Raw genomic sequence first — 20,743 nt, forward strand, 5'->3', positions numbered from 1 at the left:
ATAGTGTGATCTTTATACTCATTGTATTGTTTTAATTACTTTAGTTATTTTATGTCTTTGACTAACTTGCCTCGCGTTCAAACCGAAGATGAACAAAAACAATTATGTGTCTTGCTCGCTGTATTATTAGCCGCATCATCATATGGTTACCAAAACTCAATTCAACAATTCTCGCAGCGCCTTTTTAGCCATGTTAAAAAAGGCTATTCTTTTTCAAACGCGCAAGTCGCTAAATACGCTAAGCAATTAGAACAGCAAGAACTTATATGGAAACTCCCCTACGGCCCGCATTATAAAATATCGATCAATGCGGTCGCATACATCTGTGTGAATATTCTCAAGCAGCAACCAACACTGATACGTCCTTTTCTTGTTGAAGCATGCCAAAATTACTATCAACAAGACAAAGCATTAAATTTTTTAGTGGTACTCCTGCATTATTTTGATGATAAAAATAACAACAGAAAAACCGCTTTAATTAATATTGAGCGAGACTTAGACCCTCATTTTGTGAACTTATTAGGCCAATCTCGATTTAGTAAACAGTTGTGGGAAGTGCTTCCAGAGCAGTGGCAACAGGCTTGCTTAGTGCATTTTATTCGTGGTCAATTTTTTAATTTACATGACAGTCAGAGCTGGCCGTCATTGCTTTCAAATCCCACGTTAGCGTGTGAGCGAAAGCAGCGTATTTATCTCAATGAAAGCATGGCCGTTTTACTGCAAAAAAACGATTATGATGAATTACTCATTGATAAATCAGATCAACTTTTAGCCACCTTTATTGAGCCAAATATCAATGCAATTAATGGCAATCAATTAGATGTGACAATAGCTCAATATAAAAGCGCACTCACTGTTTTTAGAAAACAACACGGTAAAGGTGTCTATCCAGGGGAAATCACCGGTTTACTGTATATCACCTGCTTATTTGCCAGCGGTACTGCAACCGATCTTAAACAGTTACTCACAATTAAAAAGTGGTATCACAAGCACTTCGGCGAACTTAGCTATATCAGCCAAGCAAGTGATTACTTACTCGACAGTGACCCAATAGTGCACTTTAAAGATTATCGCATTAGCAGCACACTTGAGTATTTATTAGCTAACCCAAACGCGTTACCGGCACTTTTTAGTTTATTACTTGCGCTCGTTAAACACAGTAAAGACGAACAAATAAACGAGCTAAGAGGCAACACTGCGCTACTTACAAAACTTGTCAGTTACGCCCAGCAGCAATCACACTGGCTAGGCGAGCAATGCTTAACACTCGCTAATTGGTTACGTGACGACACGCCACTGCCTGATCAAGGCCTACTTCAACACTTTAAACGTGTGCCTCAGTGGCAACGCTGGTTGGATGAAGTGAGTCAAATTGAGCCACCAAAACAAAACCAGCGAGTTGTTTGGCAACTCGACTTAACACATTTAGATTTGCCGATTATTCAACCCAAAGTGCAACAACTTAATAATAAAGACGAATGGACTAAAGGGCGCAAAGTTAATGTTCACGATCTTGATAACGCGCAATACCTGCCTGCGCTATCAGAAGCTGATCGCAGTTTAATTCAAGTTATCTACAACCATGCAGGATTTGGCTATAAAGAAATACAAGCCACTGGCGCCGTTTTACAGGCATTAGTTGGATTTGTAGGTTTAGAAGATCACCACGGCGAGCCGCTTTCGCTTATCAAAGGTGAATTTATTATTGAGATTGCTCAAGATAAAAACGAATGCTATCGGTTAATTTTACAACCAGAGATCATCGACGAAAATGATGACTTTATACTCATCCATAGTCACTCTAATTGCTATCAAGTTTTTATTTTTGATGACAAACAACGTAAACTTGATGCGCTACTTTGTGAGCAACCAAATAATTTAACACAAGAAAAACTCCCTCAACTCAATGCAGCGCTTACTGCATTAGCCGCAGATCACCATATCAGTAGCCAACGTACAGAGTTTGCACAAGTGAATAATGTTCGCCAAGGGCTATGTGATTTCAGTGCAGTGATAAAACTAACGATGATGGGAATTGACGTTAATTTTTATGTCATGCCATTTGGTCTCGACGGCCCTTGGCTTGCCCCCGCACAAGGCGCAACAACCTTGGCACACAACGACGACACGCAAAACAACAGTATTGTAATTAAACGTGACCTGAAAGCAGAAAAACGCGCATTTAAAAAGCTACTTAAAGCATTGAGCGGTGTTTTTATAAATAAAGAATATCAACAGCACAGCGATCATCATCAATTCTTTGTGCCACCCGATATAAGCCAAGCAATCGAAATACTTGAAAATGCACAAAAAGACAACGCCCTCACATTAAGCTGGGACGAAAACACGCAAGGCATGAAAGTGGCTAAAAGTCAGCATTTATCACTTAACTTAAATGATGATAATGATTGGTTGAGCCTCAGTGGTAATGTTTCATTACCAAGTGGCGATGTTTACGCATTGCAAACACTACTCAAAGCCCCGCGTAGAGGCAGTATTATTAAGTTTGATGAAGATAACTCACTTTTATTGGATCAACGTTTAACTAACTTATTAAACCGCCTTGAAGGCATGCAAATTGACGATAAAAATACCCCTGATGACCAACTTCGTATCGCTAATGCACGCGCTCTGCCACTGTATCAAAGCGTCGCTGATTTAGGTGATGTTACTTTTGGTGAGAGTTGGCAAACACGATTAGCTAAATTCAATCACACAATAGAACCAATCCTACCCGTTCACCTTGTAAACATTCTGCGTGATTATCAAGTAGTAGGAGTAAACTGGCTAATGCAATTGGCTAATTGGGGCCTAAATGCGTGTTTAGCTGATGACATGGGACTAGGAAAGACTTTACAAACGCTTACCGTATTACAAATGCGTAGCAGCCTTGGCGCAAGCTTAGTTGTAGCACCTAAATCAGTGTGTCATAACTGGCGTGTTGAAGCAGATCGTTTTGCACCAGCACTCAATATAAAAACCATAGATAATGCCAGCACATGTGAGCAGGTACTCGCAAACGCCGCAGCAGGTGATATCGTGGTGGTAAGTTACGGGCTATTACCGCTAATTGGTGAACAACTGGCAACACATGAATTTGCAAATATAGTGTTTGATGAAGCACAAGCAATTAAAAATCCACTCAGCTTGCGAGCCAAAGCCGCGTTTGCATTAAATGGCCATTTTAAAATCGCGTTGTCTGGCACGCCTATCGAAAATCATTTAGGCGAACTGTGGAGCTTATTTAACTTTTTAATGCCCGGCTTTTTACACACACTACCAGTATTTAAAAAACGCTTTGGCAACGCAGATAAAAACCAACAACAAGCTGATACTCTCAAAACCTTGGTATCACCCTTTATTCTGCGCAGAACAAAACAAACGGTGCTCACTGAATTACCTGAAAAAACCGAGATCAACCTTACATTTGCGCTGAGTGAGAAAGAACAAGCCTTATACGAAGCAACCCGCTTAAATGCATTAGAGCAAGCAAACCAGGAAGACAGCCAATACATTACAATTTTGGCATCACTTACTAAACTACGCCGCGCGTGTATTGCACCGCAATTATTACTTGCTAACAGTAAGCTGCCTTCGAGTAAACTCGACACCGCAGAAGCGATTATTGAGGAACTACTACAGAACAATCACCAAGCGCTTATCTTTAGTCAATTTGTGGATGTTTTAAAACTGGTCGAGCAGCGATTGCAAAAAAGAGGCATAAACTATTGCTACCTCGATGGCAGTATGAGCAGCAATAAACGCAAACAACAAGTTGATAAATTTCAAGCCGGCGACGCACCACTGTTTTTAATTAGCCTTAAAGCCGGTGGCACAGGACTGAATTTAACAGCCGCAGATTATGTGTTGCATTTAGACCCTTGGTGGAACCCCGCGGTTGAACAACAAGCCTCAGATAGAGCACACCGCTTGGGGCAAACGCGCCCAGTGACGGTCTACAGATTAATTGCGCAAAACACCATTGAAGAAAAAATCTTGAAATTGCATGAACATAAACAAGCCCTTGCCGATAAAGTACTTTCTGGCACCGGTGATGCTGGGCAAATGTCTAAAGATCAACTACTGGCGTTATTAAGTAATACTGAGCTGTGATGTGATGGTTACTCTTGGTGCGCCAAAGTAACCAAAAATGCACTGCCGTCTTCTAATGCCTCAAGCATTGGCGGTGTCGGCAGGCAAATATCTTGCACAAAATGCAGTACATCGGGCTGTGGTTCACCAAATAAAATATCTAATGCGAGCCTATCTTTTCCGTATAGGCCGCGGTGAATCATATTCGCCGAAAAAATTAATAAGTCGCCAGCCCGCATTTCTATTACGTGCCCACTGTCTAAATCATCGCTTGGGTTATTATGCTCAGTAGCCAAACGTTTAGCTAACTCAGTCGGCGTATCCCAGCGCCTATGAGTCCCTGGCACAAGTTCAATACCAGGCTCATCCTCTAGTGCCACACGACAATGTATAACTTCAGGCCCGCCTAGTGCTGCTTGTTGCTCTTCTAAGTCTAAATGGTACTGCATATCCCGATGCCAATAATTTTCCTGCTCAGGGTTAACAGGATTAAAAAATAGCTGAGTATTCATAAATGCCGAAGTATTAAGCACGGAGTCAACTTGTGCCATCAGTTTATGCCTTGCTATAAACTTAAATAACACCAAACGCTGCGCATCATTTAAGTACGTATTGGCAGTTAAGTAAGCGCTATTAACAGCTTTGGTGTGATAAAAATTATGATTATCTTTAATCCATTGTTCATGAAAGCAATGGATTACTTCCCGCACTTGTGCAAGTTCACCTTCTGTATAAAACTTTTTCACATGAAAAAAGCCATGTTGCTCAAATTGCGTATTTATCATCACTTAATCACCCTGACACTCTAATATAGTGGCTACTCGTTGTGCTAAATGCGGCAGAACGTCTTGTTCAAACCATGGGTTTTTACTCAACCAAATATTATTACGCGGGCTGGGATGTGGTAACGGTAAAGTAGATGGCCAATAGTCACGCCACGATTTTACCAACTCAGTAAGCGGTAAATACTTAGTCTCTGGTAAGTGATACGTTTGCGCATGCTTTCCCAGTACAATTGTAAGCTTAATATTTGGCAGCGCCCTTAAAAGTTGTTCACGCCAAGCTGGCGCGCACTCTTTACGTGGCGGTAAATCGCCCGACTTACCTTTACCTGGGTAACAAAACCCCATGGGTAAAATCGCAATTTTAGACGCGTCATAAAATACCGCTTCAGATAAGCCTAGCCATTGACGTAATCGCTGGCCGCTGGCATCATCAAACGGCACACCACTTTGATGTACTTTAATTCCCGGCGCTTGCCCTGCAATTAATATTCGCGCTAGCGGATTAAACTGCACCACAGGACGCGCACCTAAAGGGAGCTCAGGTTCACAGATCACACATTTACTAACTTGGTTCAGTAACAAATCAGCTTTCATTATTATTTTGACTAATTCGCCATAACACACCACTTGGATCGTAGAGCACAAAATCAATCATATTCCATACCTGTAAGCGTGGTTCGCTCATCTTAACGTCATATTTTTCTATCAAACCAGCGCTTTTAAGCTGTGCATGCCATGCATATACATCCTGTACCAATAGATGCATCATAAAATTATTAGCGTGCTCCGCATTATAAAAATTTTGTAATAAAAAACTGCAATCACCATGATAAAAGTAAGCCATTTCAGGGCTTTCCCATGCAATTTCAAACCCCATGTCTTTATAAAAATGGTTGCTAACTATAAAATCCTTTGCTGGGACGAATGCTTTAATCTCTTCGCAGGCTAAATTTGCCACTATAATCATTTCCTTTAGTTAGTAAAATAATGATCTATATCCAAGTCACCTCTAGGTGCAGAATTTAGCTGATTTTAAAGCAATTTATACTGCGTTATTAATTTTTATAAAGGAGTAAACAGTGTTTGCAATTAATCCTTGCCTAAATCGCTTTTAATTCCAACGACGCTGACATTTTGAGGTGACTTAGGTATATGCACTTTACTCTGACCACACCGCAAATTCATTACCGCTAGGCTCTGTAAAATGAAACCGACAGCCACCTGGAAAATCAAATAGCGGCTTAATCACTAATCCACCGTGTTGCTCTACCTTTGCCAGTGTTTGCTGGATATCAGCGCTATAAAATACCAGCAGAGCTGAACCATTTGCTGTTAATGCGTTAAGCGGTGCTTTATAAAAACCACCATCAAGGCCTGCTTTATCTGCGCTAAAAGCCGTATATTCAGGGCCATAATCAGTAAATTGCCAGTCAAATACCTGACTAAAAAATGCTTTTGTTGCCTGTAAATCATTTGCTGCAAATTCAACATAATTAAGTTGTTCATGTACTGCCATAACGTCTCCTTTTAATAATGCCTATAACAATCATTCATCTTGCTTAATTAAGCATACAAGCAGTTGAAAAATTTGCGAACTTTTCTATTAAAAACAGTCATCACCAGCTTGCATACCCAAACCACCTCAAGATGAAGTCTGCATCTTTAGGTGGTTTGGGTATGGATCACTATTTTACTAAGTATAACGGGTTAGCTTTTAAGATTATAATAAAACCCAGCTATAATCAGGTAACCCTCCTTTCGAACGACCGCCTATAAATCAATCATAAAACATTCGTATTTGAATATTTAAATACGAATCACTATCTTTTCAGAACCTAAAATATATAATAGCCTTTTATTCACTCCCTTTGCAGGGGTTTTAAGGGACTATCTATGCATACTCAACCTATAGAAAATAGCCAACCACTCATGGAACGGGCTAAGTTAAGTCAATTTTATCAAACGCATAAATACCGTTTTGCTGTTTTCTCTCGCTTTTTGGCTGCCATTTTAGGTGGCTACGTTTTTACGGCTGTATTTACTTCATTATTGAGTATCATTTTACCGCTAAAAAAATCTGATGCCGTGTTGCTGAGTATCTCGTTAACTATTTTGGTATACAGCTGTGTATTTATTTGGGTATTTGCTATTAAGTCTCTCAAAAGAATTTGGATCACTATTTTACTAACAACTACTGCGTGTGCATTGTGTATTGCAATACTTAAGGACTGGCTATGAAAGAGAGTTTTTTCCGTTCAATGACCTGGATGCATACTTGGGTCGGATTATTGGTCTGTTGGCTGCTTTATTTAATCTTTTTTGCAGGCACGATTAGCTTCTTCCGTGATGAAGTAACGCTTTGGAACCAACCTGCATTACACCAAATAGCCACGCCGTCAAATCGCATACAAATACAACGAGAACAAATCGTTGCCGGCTACGATTATCTTAAAAACACGGCGCCTGACTCTAACCGTTGGGGGGTTTATTTACCTTCAGAACGAGAGCCGCAGCTTAATTATGCTTACGAAAAACCACGCCCAGAAGGTAAACGCTTTGGTGGCTGGCAAGATCATTATATAAACCCAGTAACAGGCCAAGAGCTTGATCAACCAAGAGAAACTCAAGGAGGAAATTTCTTTTACCGCCTACATTTTGACTTGCATTACCTCGATACACGTACCGCACGCTGGATTGTATGCTTAGCCAGTTTATTTATGCTGGTTGCATTAATATCTGGTGTCGTTATTCATAAGCGCATATTTAAAGATATGTTTAGTTTTCGTAGTAATAAAGGCAGCCGAAGCTGGCTTGACGGACATAATGTATCGTCGGTTTTAGCCTTGCCATTTCATATTATGATAACTTATACAGGTCTGATCACGCTGATATTTATGTTATTTCCCTACCCTGCGATGACAGCGTATGATAATGGTGTTCGTGGCTTATTTGATGATGTACAGCCAACCAATGTTCGCACTAAAAGCAACCCTGAAAAAGCATCGTTAGCCCCTATTGAACATGTATTAGATCAAGTTTATACCAACTGGCCAGATGCTGATTTAACACAAGTAACAATTCGTGACCCAAATAAAGCGTCTGCAACTATCACTGTAAGAGCAAACACTGGTTCACTGGTTCAAGATCAAAGCCCCACGATGCTTTTTAATGGTGTTGATGGCAGCTTAATAGCGAAAACTAAGCAAGAGTTCAGCGCCAGTGAAACAGTCTTCGACTCAATGACTGCCCTACATACGGGTCGCTTAGCAAACCCATTACTGCGCTGGCTATACTTTTTATGTGGTATTGCTGGCTGCGTCATGATTGCCAGCGGCTGTATTATGTGGGCTAAACGTATTCGTGAACGAATGAAAAAACAACAAACAGCCTCATTTGGCTTAAAGTTGGTAGAAGGGCTAAACCTAGCCACCTTAATGGGCTTACCACTGGCGACATGCGCTTTTTTTATCGCTAATAGATTACTTCCTATTACAACAGCTGAGCGTGCAGACAAAGAGATTTTGGCCTTTTTTCTAGCCTGGTTAGCTGTGGCATTATTTGCATTGTTTAAACGTGGTAAGTGCCAATGGATTCAATTGGCATGGCTCAACTGCGCAGCCTGCTTTAGTGTGCCACTCATTAACGCTATAACAACCGAAGGTAACCTAATTAGCTATCTAATCAACGGCCAATGGGCATTGTTTAGCTTTGATTTGATCTGTTTAGTATGCGCAGCTTTATTTATTGTTCAGGTCAAAAAATTACGTACTGCAACAAGTAAAATAGCACCAGTAAAACGTTCAAGCCGTTCACCTAAAAAACAGCTTGAGGAGCAAAAAGCATGAACGAATTACTGCAATTTAGCCTCTGTTTACTGGCATTTAACTGTTTTGCATTAGCAAAATTTAACCATTACCGCGATGTGTTTAAAAATCGCCCAACACAAAAGCAAAGTCAGCGCTTTATCATCGCCGCTTGGATCAGTATTTTACTAAGTTTAGTGCTCAGTGTCGCTCAAAATAACGGCTATGGTGCTTTGCTTTTTTGTGGGTATATGGCGCTAAGCCTTTTAATTTTAATGATTTTTTATAGTTTCAAGGCATCATGGGTAAAAATAATGAGTGCAGTAAATATCACGGTATTAATGCTTAGCGGGCTATTTTTAAGTGTTTTTTAGTCCAAGTTAGTAAAAATGTGATCTCAAATAAAATGTAATAAAAAAGGCAAGCTCATGAAGCTTGCCTTTTAAGGTTAATTCCACTCTAACTGCATATCCCATACATACCGCTTTTCTTCTTGTAGCGGAGCTTGTGACTCATCAACAACCTCAAGCACATTTTTAGCTTTGATCAACGTTGCATCTCGGCCAAATAAATAACTTTGCTCTTTTACAATGGTTAAATACGCTTTATTTAATTGCTGAGCACGCGCTTTAGATGGCGTAATTAATTCATACAAGTTCTTAGCACTGCGCACTTTTTGTTTATTAACCGTACCATCTTGATTAAACCAACGCATTAGCATTTCTTGATTTTGACGAAACTCATCTCCCCCGCCAACACGTTCAAAATACGTTAAAAACTCACCTTGTTGTTCGCCTTTATTTGGCACATCTTGCATTGCTCGTAAGTCAATGTAACCCCAGCCTTCCCGGCCTTCTACCTTACGTGGGAATGAAAAACTTTGGTCATATGTTGAGCCCACCGTTTTATGACACCCATTACAAAAAGCCAATTCTTGTTTATGTTGCGGCCTAAGATCACCCTCACTATCTTCGATGTAGCCATTGATAGTCCAACCAAACATGTTGTTGATCCCTTCATCACCGAGGTATCGTGTTTGCGGTAAGTTTTCAAAGTGTTTTTCTTTTGCCTCACTATAATAAGATGATGCTAAAAGCTGCTTAGATTTAAACGCATGCTTTTTCATATAACGCACTTCTTTCATACGAGGTGCATTATAGATTTCTCCATTCTCATCTACGCCAATGTAGCGCACAGTGTGCAAAAACTCAGTATCTTGCGGGTATAACTGATAGCTTAACTGGGTGTTTTTCGCATCGCCCACATAATTTGCTTGCTTAGTTATTTGGCTAATAACAGCACTGAGTTTGCCATCACCATCTAAATCTTGGCCGATTTTTTGTTCCGATATATCGGGCGTTGTAATTTTATCTAAATCTTTTACGGCCATTTCAACCAAGCTTAAGTTAGCAATGTAAACATCTTGATTGTACTGCCCTTCAAGCTGACGGAAATTATCACCTAAGCGGATCATCACATCCCCCGTAGAACCATTTGTTGGCCAAAACGTACTTGGAAAAGGCTTATAATTGAACGCGACCCAATGGCTGCCATCTTTTGCAAAACCCTGTGCATCAAATGCCTGTGCCGGGTAAGCTAGATTCTTCACTTCAGCAACTTCGCCTTGCCAATCTGGATTCGCTTTGAGCTTTTTAATAAAGTGGCTGTAATTATCTTGGTTTACCCAGCTGCTAATTTGATCATCTGAAATTTGTTCAATCAGCGCAGTGCGATCGATAAATAAATTTTTCCAATGATTTTTAAGCCCTAAATCAGAGAATTCATACACTCCCTGTAAGTGGCCATCGTTCATGGCATTAGGTCTATTTTTGTTTTTCTTATCGGTTTGATGACACGCATAACACGGGTTATTTGTGCCCTCTGTTTTTGTATAACATTGCGGCGGAATAACTGATTCAGGATTGTATTCTTCATCATGTTGCATATAGGCAAGTGCAGGAATATCATCCCCAACCTTGTAAGGGGGAGACTCTACTAACAGCTCAATATCTTCGCTTACTAGACTTTTTGTGGCCGAATCAAAGCAGCCACCTATTAGTGCAAAGTTAACTAACAGGAATAAGGGAATAAAATACTTCATTTTTATGACTCTGATTTTTTTTGCAAAAAAATGGGCAAGCGTATTGCTTGCCCTAAATATTACTTAGTTTTAGGATCATACATCCATAAAGTATTGTTCTCTTGGAAACCATCTTCACCGATAATGATACGGCCATCGCGCATAACAATAACGTTATCTGGCTGCGATAATTGCTCAACATCACAGCGCTCTGCACCGTTTAAGCTTGAACGGTAAGTACCGCCCATCACAACAGGTTCAATACGCGTTAAGCTGTAGCTTGTATCGATATGAGCACGGTAAACACCGCCACAATCTTTAACTCTACGTGATAACTGAATATCACCTTCGTCATCAATCATCGTGTTATCTAAATCTGCAATACCTATGTACATATACGCTTTAGTAACCACTTCATCTGCAATCATATCTTGGCCAGTAATTGCTTCAAGAACACGGTCGTGATTGATGCTAATACCTTCAAGCTTGCGCCATTCAGCTGTTGCGCCTTTCATTTTGGCCGCTTGACGTGACTCTAAAAATGCAGCGCGATCATCCATAGCTTTACCCGCTGTAACCGGGCTACCGCCTTCGGCTTCTGTAGGGTATGTTGCTTTACCATCTGCCCATGCTTGTACGTCAGCCAGTGTCATGTAACTGGTTTTACCTGCAACATAATCGCTGGTATCAATACCATCGTACTCACTGATCCACGTTTCGATGTTTGCATTTGTACCACTTGCAATTTCAACCCAATCAACATCAAAGCCAGTAACCGTTGGTTCGCTTAAGCCTGCATCTTGAGTTAGTTTGGCACCGTATAAAGTACCCGACGATAAATCTTCTGGTTGATCAGCAATAAACTTAAACAACACACCACCGGTATCATCCTGTGATGAATATACAGTGCGCTTGTCTGGCATAACGACTGAGTTTTCATGCTCATAACGACCAATCGTGTAATGTTTAACAACATCTGGTGTATCTGTCATTGGGTTTTGAATTTCAGCAATGTAGCCATAGCGGTAAGGATTAGGGAAATCGGGGGCTACTAGCGCTTCAAGGTTGTCTGTGCTGGTATTTGCCGGATCATTCCATGATGCATCTGTTGTTGAATCAACCGTTGAACGCACTATCCACTCTTCAGATGTTAACGGTGTGCCCCAAGGTGATACCGAGCCAAAGCAGTTAGCCGCCGTGCCTTTTACACCATCAAAATTAATCATCATCGCATCTGTCACTGACCATGCGCCTTCGGTATTTTTAGTCATTTTTAAACGACTTACACCACCTGGGTAGGACTCCCAGTTAGTAAATAAATAACCTTCGTTATCACCTGAAGCAATAAAGCCATTAAAGTCAGGGTTATCATTATCTAGAATATGTTCATTTGTGCTAATACTATAATGAACACCTAAACCACCCGCTAAACCTTTCTCGCCTAAATCAGCAAATGTATCGCCTGTTTGACCCAGTATTTGGTATTCGCCCAAAGCTGCAACAACCGTTTGGCGTTCAAACTCACTTTCAGGAACCGGCGAGTTCACAACATTACGAGGTAAGTTATTAAAATTAACACCGCGCAACACACCAACAGTACCGCGATTAATTACTTTACCATTAATTGAATCTTGCGCTGTATTGGTATCTGATGGATGCTGAACGTTGAAGAACAAATCACCACCATCACTTAAAAATATACCCGTTACCTCAGCACCGGCAGGCACAGTTGCCAAGCGTGTTAAGCCACTGCCACCATTTTGACCTGATGCACCATCAGCGCCATTTTGGCCGTTACTACCATCAACGCCATTTTGACCATTCGTTCCATCAACGCCATTTTGACCAACTGAACCTTGTGCTCCGGCTACGCCTTGCTTACCATCATCACCATTACAGGCTGTTAATGCTAAAGTGACGGCTCCAGCGATTAAAGAAAATGCTACACGCTTCATTATAAACTCCAGTAAAAATATTTTATTGTTAGGTTAACGCGCAGCATAGTCTGAGGTGTAACTATGACAATTGCCTTACAGATATATTATTATTTAGAGTCAATGATTTAGGAGGGTATTAAAGCGATAAGATCATATAAAATAAGAGGCGGTGTCACCCAGAAGCATTATAATATGCTTCTGAGCTTTAACATGAAGGGATTAAATTTGATTATCTATCGTGGCTCTGATTGTCGCCAAGCTTACTTCTTTAATAAGTTTACCGTCCTCAAAAACCACTTCCAATAAGCCCGTTGCTTCCTCTGCTTGTGTTACATCATCAAAAAGCACTAATTCTCCGTCAACACGCTCAACCTTTAACAACCCTTTTGCTGATTTTTTCTTACTATCCGTTTTAGGATCTTTAAAAATCGCTACTCGCTCGCCATTTTTAACCACACTCGTTGCTTTGACAGCTGATCCGTGTGTATCACGTGTCACATATTGATAACTGTAAGAGCCAATCCCCAATACCACCTTTGAGGCAAACCCTTTATCAAGCAAACGTTGTAAAATTTCGCGTTGGCGAACTAAGGTAATTGCATCACCATAAATCGCGCCAATATGTTCATCAAGCAACTTAAAGCCTTTATCTGTCATTGTGCCGCCAAAAATATCCCACAAGCATTCAATTAACCCTTTGATTTCGCAAGCCATCAGCGTGATTGTGCGCTCGCCTTCAAAACCAAAGTACTGACCATTAAAGCAATACGCTTCGTAGCCTTGTTGAAGTACCTGCTGCTCTGCTTCTTGCTGAGTTTCAAAAAGTGCGGCATGATCAGCAACAGGAGACACCTTATAACCCGTTAAAATTTTAACAGGATCCCCAGAGTCCGGACGAATAACTAACGTACCATCTCGCGCCATTATCTCATTTTTTAACTGGGGTAAATAATCCGTTACTAAAGTCCAAAAATCCCATGTATCAGATACAACACTTAACACACCCGTTGGCGATTGTTCTTTCATTAAATACTTAAAAAACTCAATCTCACCTTCCATAATCCAAGAACATGTTACTGAGTGCTCAGTTGCATCCACAGAGCAACCAACCAATTCCTTATCTACATTAGCGCCATAATATTTTTCAGCAAAAAGGACTGCCGTAATTGTATCTGTACCAACCAAGCCAGATGCCAAATGACCAAAACCACTCATTGCAGCCGCATGTTTACCAAACATCCCTCTAAAACTAAAATCATGACCTTGAAAAGGCACAAACTCTAAAGGCAACCCAGTTTTAAGTGCAAATTCTTTAAAGACCTTCAAATATGCAACGGATGTTGTGGCGCTCGTTTGGATAGGCCAATTTTCGCAGCTTAATACTGTTTCAATCATATTGGTTAACCACTGAAAGCCTTCTTTTGTATTCACAATGGTGATCGAAGGGACTAAATAAGGCACGAGTGTTCCCTCTGGCAATGCCTTTATTCTTAGCGGTAAGTAGCCTAAATCATGCAAATCTTCGAGATATTTAACATCGACTACGTACCCAAGCATCGCGCTTAAAATACGCTTATGCTCGCCAACAGCCGAGGCTTTATCTGCACTAAAAAATGCGCCCCATTCTTGTTCTAAATAACTTTTTATAAAATATTGTAGACCTACAAACGCTACTTTATTGTTATTTTCGACATTGCTTAACTTGCCACTTCGTGATGTAAAATTAGCGTACACCTGAGATACATCAGGGTGATAAGCGCGGCTATGAAACTCTTTATAAACGTCTTTTTGCATACTTGCTGCGGTAATAGTCATTATCGTTTCCTTACATTTCAATTATTTGTAATTTTATAGTGGTACTTGGCTTAAACTCGTTAACAGGCCTAAATGAATCCGTAGTGTAAATAGCATCTATCAGCCCTTCAAACACCGCCAACCCCTTAGAAAAAATACCATGCGTTATAAATAATGATATTTCTGCGGCCCCTTGGCTTTTTAATACTTTTGCAAGTTCAATAAACGTACGGCCCCCATCGCAAATATCATCCGCTATCAGCACACTTTTACCTTTCACATCACCCAAGATTTGCGTTTCGATGATGTTGCCTGTTTTTAAATCTCTGACCTTTTGCGCTTGAATAACGTCAAGCTCACTGTTAAATGTTTCAGCTATTTTTAAGGTTTTTTTACTCGCGCCAGCATCGGGTGAAATCAACGTTAACTCGCCTTTCGCTAAACGCGTACTCAACTCCTCACAACGGGCAAGTAATGCCATTTGCGGTACATTGACAACATTGTTAATTAGCGCGGGTGAAACATCACTGTGCGCATCCCATATGGTCACTTTTGATAAACCCATATTGTTAATAAACTGAGCCATTACCGCAGCGCCAAGTGCTTCCCCCTCAACGCATACACGATCTTGTCGTGCGTATGGAAAATATGGAATCGTTAATTCAATAGGTATAGCACCGTACGTTAATCGCTTTAATGCATCAACAGCGAGCATTAATCGTATTAATTTTGATGAATCAGTCAGGCGTTCAAATACTTCGATTTTTGTAGTCTCTGCAAAATCACTGGCATTAAATCGAATATGTTCTTCACCACCAGAAAATGTAAAGTAATCAAAATTGAGTAACGTTTTATGGCCCGTACTGGTATGACTAAATATTTCCATTTCATTCTTCCTTATTTACAATTAATGTCCCTAGGACACAATTAAATTTAGCAAAGACTAATCAATAACTCAAGCGCTTTGTGTCAAAAGGACACTATTTTATATACCTGAGCCACACGAACCATTCTTAGCCGTTTATAATAACGTTACCCAACGAATATAAGTAACCTTGATTTGCTTAAATATTGATATAAATGTAAAACTGCTTTAACGTGTCGTTAAGACATTAAGTTTATCTGACACTAATTAAATGACCGACTCTTACAATATTAATGAATACAAACACCCACTTTTTACCGTAGACAGTGTGCTTTTTACGATCACCGATAGTGCTTTAAAAGTACTTTTAGTCAAACGCGCAAATTCACCTTTTGAAGGAAGTTGGGGACTGCCTGGCGGGTTCGTGGATATTGACTCAGATAGCACCACAGACATCACCGCGCTGCGCAAATTAAAAGAGAAAACCAATGTAGAGCCACCTTACTTAGAACAATTGCAAACCTTCTCTGGCGCGCACCGTGATCCAAGAGGTTTCAGTGTTACATTGGTATATTTTGCACTTATTGCTGCACAAAATGTCAGTACCCACATAAAATCTATTGATGATGTACAGTGGGTAGACATCAACACTATTCAAGATTTATCTATTGCCTTTGATCATAAACACCTTATTGAACATGCCAAACAGCGGCTGCAACAAAAAACGCTGTATTCAATGGTGCCAATATATTGTTTGCCAGAATATTTTACCGTAGGGCAGCTAAAGTCTGTTATCGAAATAATCCTAGGAAAAACAATTCAGCGTAAAAGTTTAATAAGACGACTTGAATCAACAAACATTGTAGAAAAGAGTGATGAAAAAGTAAGTTCTGGTGGTCGTTTAGCACATTTGTACACGCTAAAGTCAGGGGTTGATATTGTTAATTTTGAACGAAACCTGAGCGCATAGCTTAATATGTCAGGCCATCTAGCGATGGCCTGACATATTAACCTATAAAGCCCCTTTACAGCAGCTACAAAGGTGTTTGTGTTACCCAAATTAACGAATCAGTATCAAAACCACGTGTTTTTGCAGCATTAATAAAATCTACTTTGCGTTCATTCGTAATTGTTGGTGTACGCGACAGTAACCATAAATATTCATTATTGTAACCAGACACATAAGCGTAATTATAATTTTTTTGATCAAGCCCAAACACCACATAAGAGCTATAAAAAGGGCCAAAAAACGACACTTTTAAATGCCCTGTATTTTTGTCGTCTACAAATTTAGCTTTGCCCTCAGCATCACTCCATGCTTGTTCTCCTTGATCAAACCCACGGTTTAAAACTTTTATGCTCCCGTCATTGTTCAAAGAGTAATCAGCGGTGACATTTTGCAAGCCACGCTCAAACGAATGATCTAATCGGGCAATTTCGTACCACTTTCCTTGATATCGCTCAACTGAAAATGGGCTTACGGGGTTAACTTTATCTGGCATACCTGTGCAACCAATCAACGCACTGGTAAAAATGAGTATAAGCACAACAAAAATTGCATTTTTCATATCAAATCCTTCTATAATTTTTTCTTAATACGCAACAAACATCAAAAAAGTTCACTAAACACTGGTTGTTATAAAAAGCTTAGGTTAGGATCATTTTTTTACTAACTATTCGAGCTAATAATGAAGATATGGGTTGATGCAGATGCTTGCCCTGTGGTGATCAAAGAGATTTTATTTCGCGCCGCTGAACGTACACACACACAGACAATTCTAGTCGCCAATCATGCAATGCGCATTCCGCCTTCTAAATATATTAGCCGTGTGCAAGTATCGTCTGGTTTTGACGTAGCCGATGACGAAATTGTAAAACGTATTGAAGCAAACGATTTAGTGATCACCGGTGATATTCCGCTGGCCTCAGAAGTAATTGATAACGGCGGCCAAGCTCTTAACCCTCGCGGTGAGTTGTATACCACTGAAAATATTCGCTCGTTGTTAAATGTACGTGACTTTATGGATACCATGCGCTCAAGTGGTGTTGAAATGAATGGCGGCCCGCCTCCATTGAGCCAAAGTGATAGACAAAACTTTGCCAATAACCTTGACCGCATACTCGCACAAAATAAATAATGCATCAGCAACCTATTGGTTTTGGCGATCAACCCTTTAACGTCGCAGTGTATATTGCCAATATTCCTAACATGCCGCAGTACAGTGAAATTAGCTCGTTACAAGCGATGATAGATGGGCAAATAGATACAATAAATCAAGCCTGTGGCAACGGTTGGCGCAAGGTATTTAATGTTTACGCTAAAGTACTGTTTGCATTGCCTAGTGAATATTATCACTTTGCTAAATTAGCCCCCACTTGGCAACACTACCGTGATACGCAGCTGCTGCAAAAAAATAGCCATACAGCGCTACTATTTAGCCCACCTATATTAACGAGCAATAATACTTTGCATATTATTGCCGGGCGCACGTATGCTAAAACACTGATCAATCAAGGGCAATTAACTGCGCAACTCGATTGGCTTGATGACGAATTTGCCATAGACAAAACAAACAAGGTTATTGTTTGCCCCTACTTTGATTACCGCCAATTAAGCAATATAAAAATAGCCCGACTAAGTGAATTAGTAGCGAGTATTCAATTTATTAACTAACCTTAAGGCTTTTATAGTCAAGTCACCTCAAGCCGCCTATTTCAGTTGAAATTAAAAACAAAGCATTGATTGCAAATAATAGCGGCTCTATTGTTAAATTAGTTTTGAGGCAGCTTGGGTATAGCACTTGCCACGGAGGCTTTAACGGTTATGAAAATACTTGTAGTAGATGATATGCCACTAATGCGCCATGTTTTAATCAACATGCTGCGAAAACTGGAGTTTAAAGATTTAATTGAAGCAACGGATGGCGTACAGGCTTTACAATTATTGCATCAACACACTTTTGATTTAGTGATAACCGATTTACACATGCCTAAAATGGATGGTAAAAGCTTACTAAATCGCATTCGTGATGATCAGCAGCTACAAAACACCCCTGTGCTAATGGTCACCTGCGAAGACAATGCCACCGAAATAAAAGAAATTATCGCCGCTAAAGTATCTGGCTTTATTATTAAGCCCTTTAGTTTAAATATTTTAGCCAAACAATTAAAAAAAATTGCTGAGCTTGTTTAGCTCTTTAATTTTTATAGCTTATATTACTGGCAGCCCTAAAAATGATGCGCCCTAAAAGGGGTTTTTAACCATTGCATATAATCATTATTAAGATCAGGAAAATGCGCAGCCAATGCACTTTGCAACTGCAACGGCGTTAATTGCACACAGGGTGATTTTTGCTGTTCTAGCATAATACTCTTTAAAAAATCTTTACCTTGTTTAGAATCCATTAAAAAGTAAACGCCAGCCCAGCTACTGGCATAAAGTTTTGTACTCTCACCTCGCTGCCAATTATCCTGTTGGTTTAATAACTCATTTAACGTCAATATGCTTGTCGATAATGTGTGGTTTTTTAGCCATGTCGTGCTTGGCTCTACGCTGACAGTTTGCATGGTATTGTTTGTATGCTCAAAATACTCAGCCAACCCTTCGTCTAACCAGCGGGGCGTACTTCCTAATACAGCTTTATTAATTGCATGCACCGCTTCATGCACTGCCGTGCGCATTGCACTTTGCTCGTTGTTATAATTTATAAAAGCCGTGTTACTGGAATTAAAATAAATACCCTGCGTATTGGTTGGATCTCCACCACGTCGCCTTACCGCATTTTCATAGTCAGTTTGTGTGGCTAAAACCCTAAGATCTAATTTTACTTTCCTCAGCGAATCAACACCGATAATTTGGCCATATACTTTAAACACAGCATTGAGCTTAACCCGTAATGCTTGCTTAAATGACGCTGGTAAATTAGGTGTACTTAAAGTCAGCTCAAAGTAATCGAGGGTATCTACAAAACCTGTGTTGTAAGGCGTTGCGTTAAGACTTGGTTTTTTATCACTAAAATGTGCAATACCCTCACTATCTGTCCAGCTATAAATATCGCCTTGTTGGGTATATTTAACCTCACCGAGTGATACATCAACACAGCGGGTTGTATCAATTTGCGGCCTATGATGTTGTTTAAGTATTTGAAGAGAGATGGGCTTAACAACAACTTCGTTCGTCTGAGCGTTTTTAACTGTATCGTCATGATAAATGTACGTCACTAAATCAACGTATAATTCATTTGCACTGCCTACCAACCCTTTATAACTCAATTGCCGACCTGATAAATACTGAGCCAGTAAAGCCGATGCAATTAACATGGCAATAAACAGCAAAACATTCCGTAGCTTGGTTTTAAACACTCTCAATCCTTGAGCTAATTACTCTGCGTAACTAACTGATATTTTAAATTAAAAGTAAATATAGGAGATTGACACTCAAATAACAACAGACGCTTTCAAACTTATCACACTCCCATTTGATTACTATTCGCTTTTGTTTAATCACTGCGGTAGTATCTTAAGCGGGTAAATAATCAACAAGGAAGGCAGTATGTTTACAACTAAATTTATACGCAATGTATACTCCACTTCCCTGTTGCTACTGCTGTTTATAAGCTACAACGCTAACGCTGATCCCGCCGTATTAAACCCTAATTTGAATTCAGATCTAACCACATTAGAGCTAAGCGCTGGTGAGTGGCCGCCCTTTATGAGCGAATCACTTCCACATCAAGGTGTTGTTGCCCATTTGATCAGTGATATTTTTGCCCAGGCAGGCATTAAAGTTAGTTTTACATTTTTACCTTGGTCACGGGCATATCACGATACTGTAAATGGTAAGTATGCGGCAACAGCAGTATGGATGTTAAGTGAAGCAAGAACGAAAATTTATTTATATAGCGAGCCTATACTCAGTGAAAAATTTGTGTTTTTTTACCAAAAACAACACCATTTTGACTGGAAAAATATAGCTGATTTAAAAGGCCTTTTACTTGGTGGCGGGCTTGGCTATAGCTACGGCACTGAGTTTGATAACGCACTAGAAAAAGAGCTTTTTGAAATGTCACGCGTTGGCAGTACAGAGCAAAACTTTCGCCGTTTAGCCATGGGCCGAATCGATGCCTTTGCTGAGGAACAAAGTGTTGGCTACTATGCACTCAACAACCAACTACCTGAGCTTGCTAATGTTATTAGTCATCACCCTAAACCATTATTAATAAATAAAAGCTTTTTATTATTCCCAAAGAACTCCGTTTATAGCAAAGAGCTATTAGCCATATTTAATCATCATTTATTACAGTTTAAACAAACGGGGCGTTATCAAGCTTATTTTGAAGGCTTAGGCAAAGGCGACTATCAAAATAAGTAATCCCCTTAGCACTACG

At 39.9% G+C, this 20,743-nt stretch carries 19 protein-coding genes; 9 read left to right on the top strand and 10 right to left on the bottom strand.

The window, feature by feature from the left end; genetic code table 11:
- Window positions 1-51 precede the first annotated feature (51 nt).
- Window positions 52-4,113: an SNF2-related protein gene (locus ADS77_RS00835; protein WP_054452389.1), complete on the top strand. Its 4,062-nt coding sequence runs from the start codon at window positions 52-54 to the stop codon at window positions 4,111-4,113.
- A gap of 8 nt (window positions 4,114-4,121) precedes the next feature.
- Here the strand turns inward: ADS77_RS00835 and ADS77_RS00840 are convergent, their stop codons facing one another.
- The 4 genes from ADS77_RS00840 to ADS77_RS00855 form a co-directional block, all read right to left on the bottom strand.
- Entirely contained in the window at window positions 4,122-4,877 is a 756-nt protein-coding gene (locus ADS77_RS00840; RefSeq protein ID WP_082355577.1) for a phytanoyl-CoA dioxygenase family protein, read from the bottom strand.
- A gap of 3 nt (window positions 4,878-4,880) precedes the next feature.
- The gene (locus ADS77_RS00845; RefSeq protein WP_054204038.1) at window positions 4,881-5,471 is read right to left on the bottom strand and encodes a uracil-DNA glycosylase family protein; all 591 of its coding nucleotides are present in this window, start codon (window positions 5,469-5,471) and stop codon (window positions 4,881-4,883) included.
- Window positions 5,461-5,835 (bottom strand): VOC family protein, encoded by a 375-nt coding sequence (locus ADS77_RS00850; RefSeq protein WP_054204037.1) that lies wholly within the window; start codon window positions 5,833-5,835, stop codon window positions 5,461-5,463. Before ADS77_RS00850 ends, ADS77_RS00845 begins: the two co-directional genes overlap by 11 nt.
- 201 nt (window positions 5,836-6,036) lie before the next feature.
- Complete coding sequence (locus ADS77_RS00855) at window positions 6,037-6,393, bottom strand: VOC family protein (RefSeq protein ID WP_054204036.1); 357 nt, start codon at window positions 6,391-6,393, stop codon at window positions 6,037-6,039.
- 377 nt (window positions 6,394-6,770) lie between these two features.
- Between ADS77_RS00855 and ADS77_RS00860 the strand changes: the two genes are divergently transcribed.
- From ADS77_RS00860 to ADS77_RS00870, 3 genes are read left to right on the top strand one after another with little or no spacing between them, the layout of a single operon-like run.
- A complete protein-coding gene (locus ADS77_RS00860; RefSeq protein ID WP_054204035.1) occupies window positions 6,771-7,115 on the top strand; it encodes a hypothetical protein in 345 nt (114 codons plus the stop codon).
- Window positions 7,112-8,722 carry a PepSY-associated TM helix domain-containing protein gene (locus ADS77_RS00865; protein WP_054452391.1) on the top strand — a complete coding sequence of 537 codons (1,611 nt, stop codon included), beginning with the start codon at window positions 7,112-7,114 and terminating at the stop codon, window positions 8,720-8,722. The genes ADS77_RS00860 and ADS77_RS00865 overlap by 4 nt, the downstream gene beginning before the upstream one ends.
- On the top strand, window positions 8,719-9,054 hold the full coding sequence (locus tag ADS77_RS00870; protein WP_054204033.1) for a DUF3325 domain-containing protein: 336 nt from the start codon (window positions 8,719-8,721) through the stop codon (window positions 9,052-9,054). Before ADS77_RS00865 ends, ADS77_RS00870 begins: the two co-directional genes overlap by 4 nt.
- Before the next feature lie 74 nt (window positions 9,055-9,128).
- Here the strand turns inward: ADS77_RS00870 and ADS77_RS00875 are convergent, their stop codons facing one another.
- From ADS77_RS00875 to prs, 4 genes are all read right to left on the bottom strand, one after another.
- Complete coding sequence (locus ADS77_RS00875; protein WP_054452393.1) at window positions 9,129-10,781, bottom strand: hypothetical protein; 1,653 nt, start codon at window positions 10,779-10,781, stop codon at window positions 9,129-9,131.
- Between the two features lie 59 nt (window positions 10,782-10,840).
- Window positions 10,841-12,715, bottom strand: a complete 1,875-nt coding sequence (locus ADS77_RS00880) for an alkaline phosphatase PhoX (RefSeq protein WP_054204031.1) — start codon at window positions 12,713-12,715, stop codon at window positions 10,841-10,843.
- 201 nt (window positions 12,716-12,916) lie between these two features.
- Window positions 12,917-14,512 carry a nicotinate phosphoribosyltransferase gene (locus tag ADS77_RS00885; RefSeq protein WP_054452395.1) on the bottom strand — a complete coding sequence of 532 codons (1,596 nt, stop codon included), beginning with the start codon at window positions 14,510-14,512 and terminating at the stop codon, window positions 12,917-12,919.
- A gap of 10 nt (window positions 14,513-14,522) precedes the next feature.
- The gene (gene prs, locus ADS77_RS00890; RefSeq protein WP_054204029.1) at window positions 14,523-15,377 is read right to left on the bottom strand and encodes a ribose-phosphate diphosphokinase; all 855 of its coding nucleotides are present in this window, start codon (window positions 15,375-15,377) and stop codon (window positions 14,523-14,525) included.
- Between the two features lie 250 nt (window positions 15,378-15,627).
- Here prs and ADS77_RS00895 point away from each other — a divergent pair, with 250 nt between their 5' ends.
- Entirely contained in the window at window positions 15,628-16,326 is a 699-nt protein-coding gene (locus ADS77_RS00895) for an NUDIX hydrolase (RefSeq protein WP_054452396.1), read from the top strand.
- A gap of 64 nt (window positions 16,327-16,390) precedes the next feature.
- Here the strand turns inward: ADS77_RS00895 and ADS77_RS00900 are convergent, their stop codons facing one another.
- A complete protein-coding gene (locus tag ADS77_RS00900) occupies window positions 16,391-16,924 on the bottom strand; it encodes a lipocalin family protein (RefSeq protein WP_054204027.1) in 534 nt (177 codons plus the stop codon).
- Window positions 16,925-17,044: 120 nt separating this feature from the next.
- On the opposite strand from ADS77_RS00900, the gene ADS77_RS00905 reads away from it, so the two are divergent.
- From ADS77_RS00905 to ADS77_RS00915, 3 genes are all read left to right on the top strand, one after another.
- On the top strand, window positions 17,045-17,494 hold the full coding sequence (locus ADS77_RS00905) for a YaiI/YqxD family protein (RefSeq protein WP_054204026.1): 450 nt from the start codon (window positions 17,045-17,047) through the stop codon (window positions 17,492-17,494).
- The gene (locus ADS77_RS00910; protein WP_054452399.1) at window positions 17,494-18,030 is read left to right on the top strand and encodes a DUF6942 family protein; all 537 of its coding nucleotides are present in this window, start codon (window positions 17,494-17,496) and stop codon (window positions 18,028-18,030) included. The genes ADS77_RS00905 and ADS77_RS00910 overlap by 1 nt, the downstream gene beginning before the upstream one ends.
- Before the next feature lie 150 nt (window positions 18,031-18,180).
- A complete protein-coding gene (locus tag ADS77_RS00915) occupies window positions 18,181-18,549 on the top strand; it encodes a response regulator (protein ID WP_054204024.1) in 369 nt (122 codons plus the stop codon).
- A 35-nt stretch (window positions 18,550-18,584) separates the two neighbouring features.
- Here the strand turns inward: ADS77_RS00915 and ADS77_RS00920 are convergent, their stop codons facing one another.
- A complete protein-coding gene (locus tag ADS77_RS00920) occupies window positions 18,585-19,718 on the bottom strand; it encodes a DUF1570 domain-containing protein (RefSeq protein WP_054452401.1) in 1,134 nt (377 codons plus the stop codon).
- 190 nt (window positions 19,719-19,908) lie between these two features.
- Here ADS77_RS00920 and ADS77_RS00925 point away from each other — a divergent pair, with 190 nt between their 5' ends.
- The gene (locus ADS77_RS00925; RefSeq protein ID WP_054452403.1) at window positions 19,909-20,727 is read left to right on the top strand and encodes a substrate-binding periplasmic protein; all 819 of its coding nucleotides are present in this window, start codon (window positions 19,909-19,911) and stop codon (window positions 20,725-20,727) included.
- Window positions 20,728-20,743 lie beyond the last annotated feature (16 nt).

This window comes from Pseudoalteromonas porphyrae (assembly GCF_001298125.1).
Classification (GTDB): Bacteria; Pseudomonadota; Gammaproteobacteria; order Enterobacterales; family Alteromonadaceae; genus Pseudoalteromonas; species Pseudoalteromonas neustonica.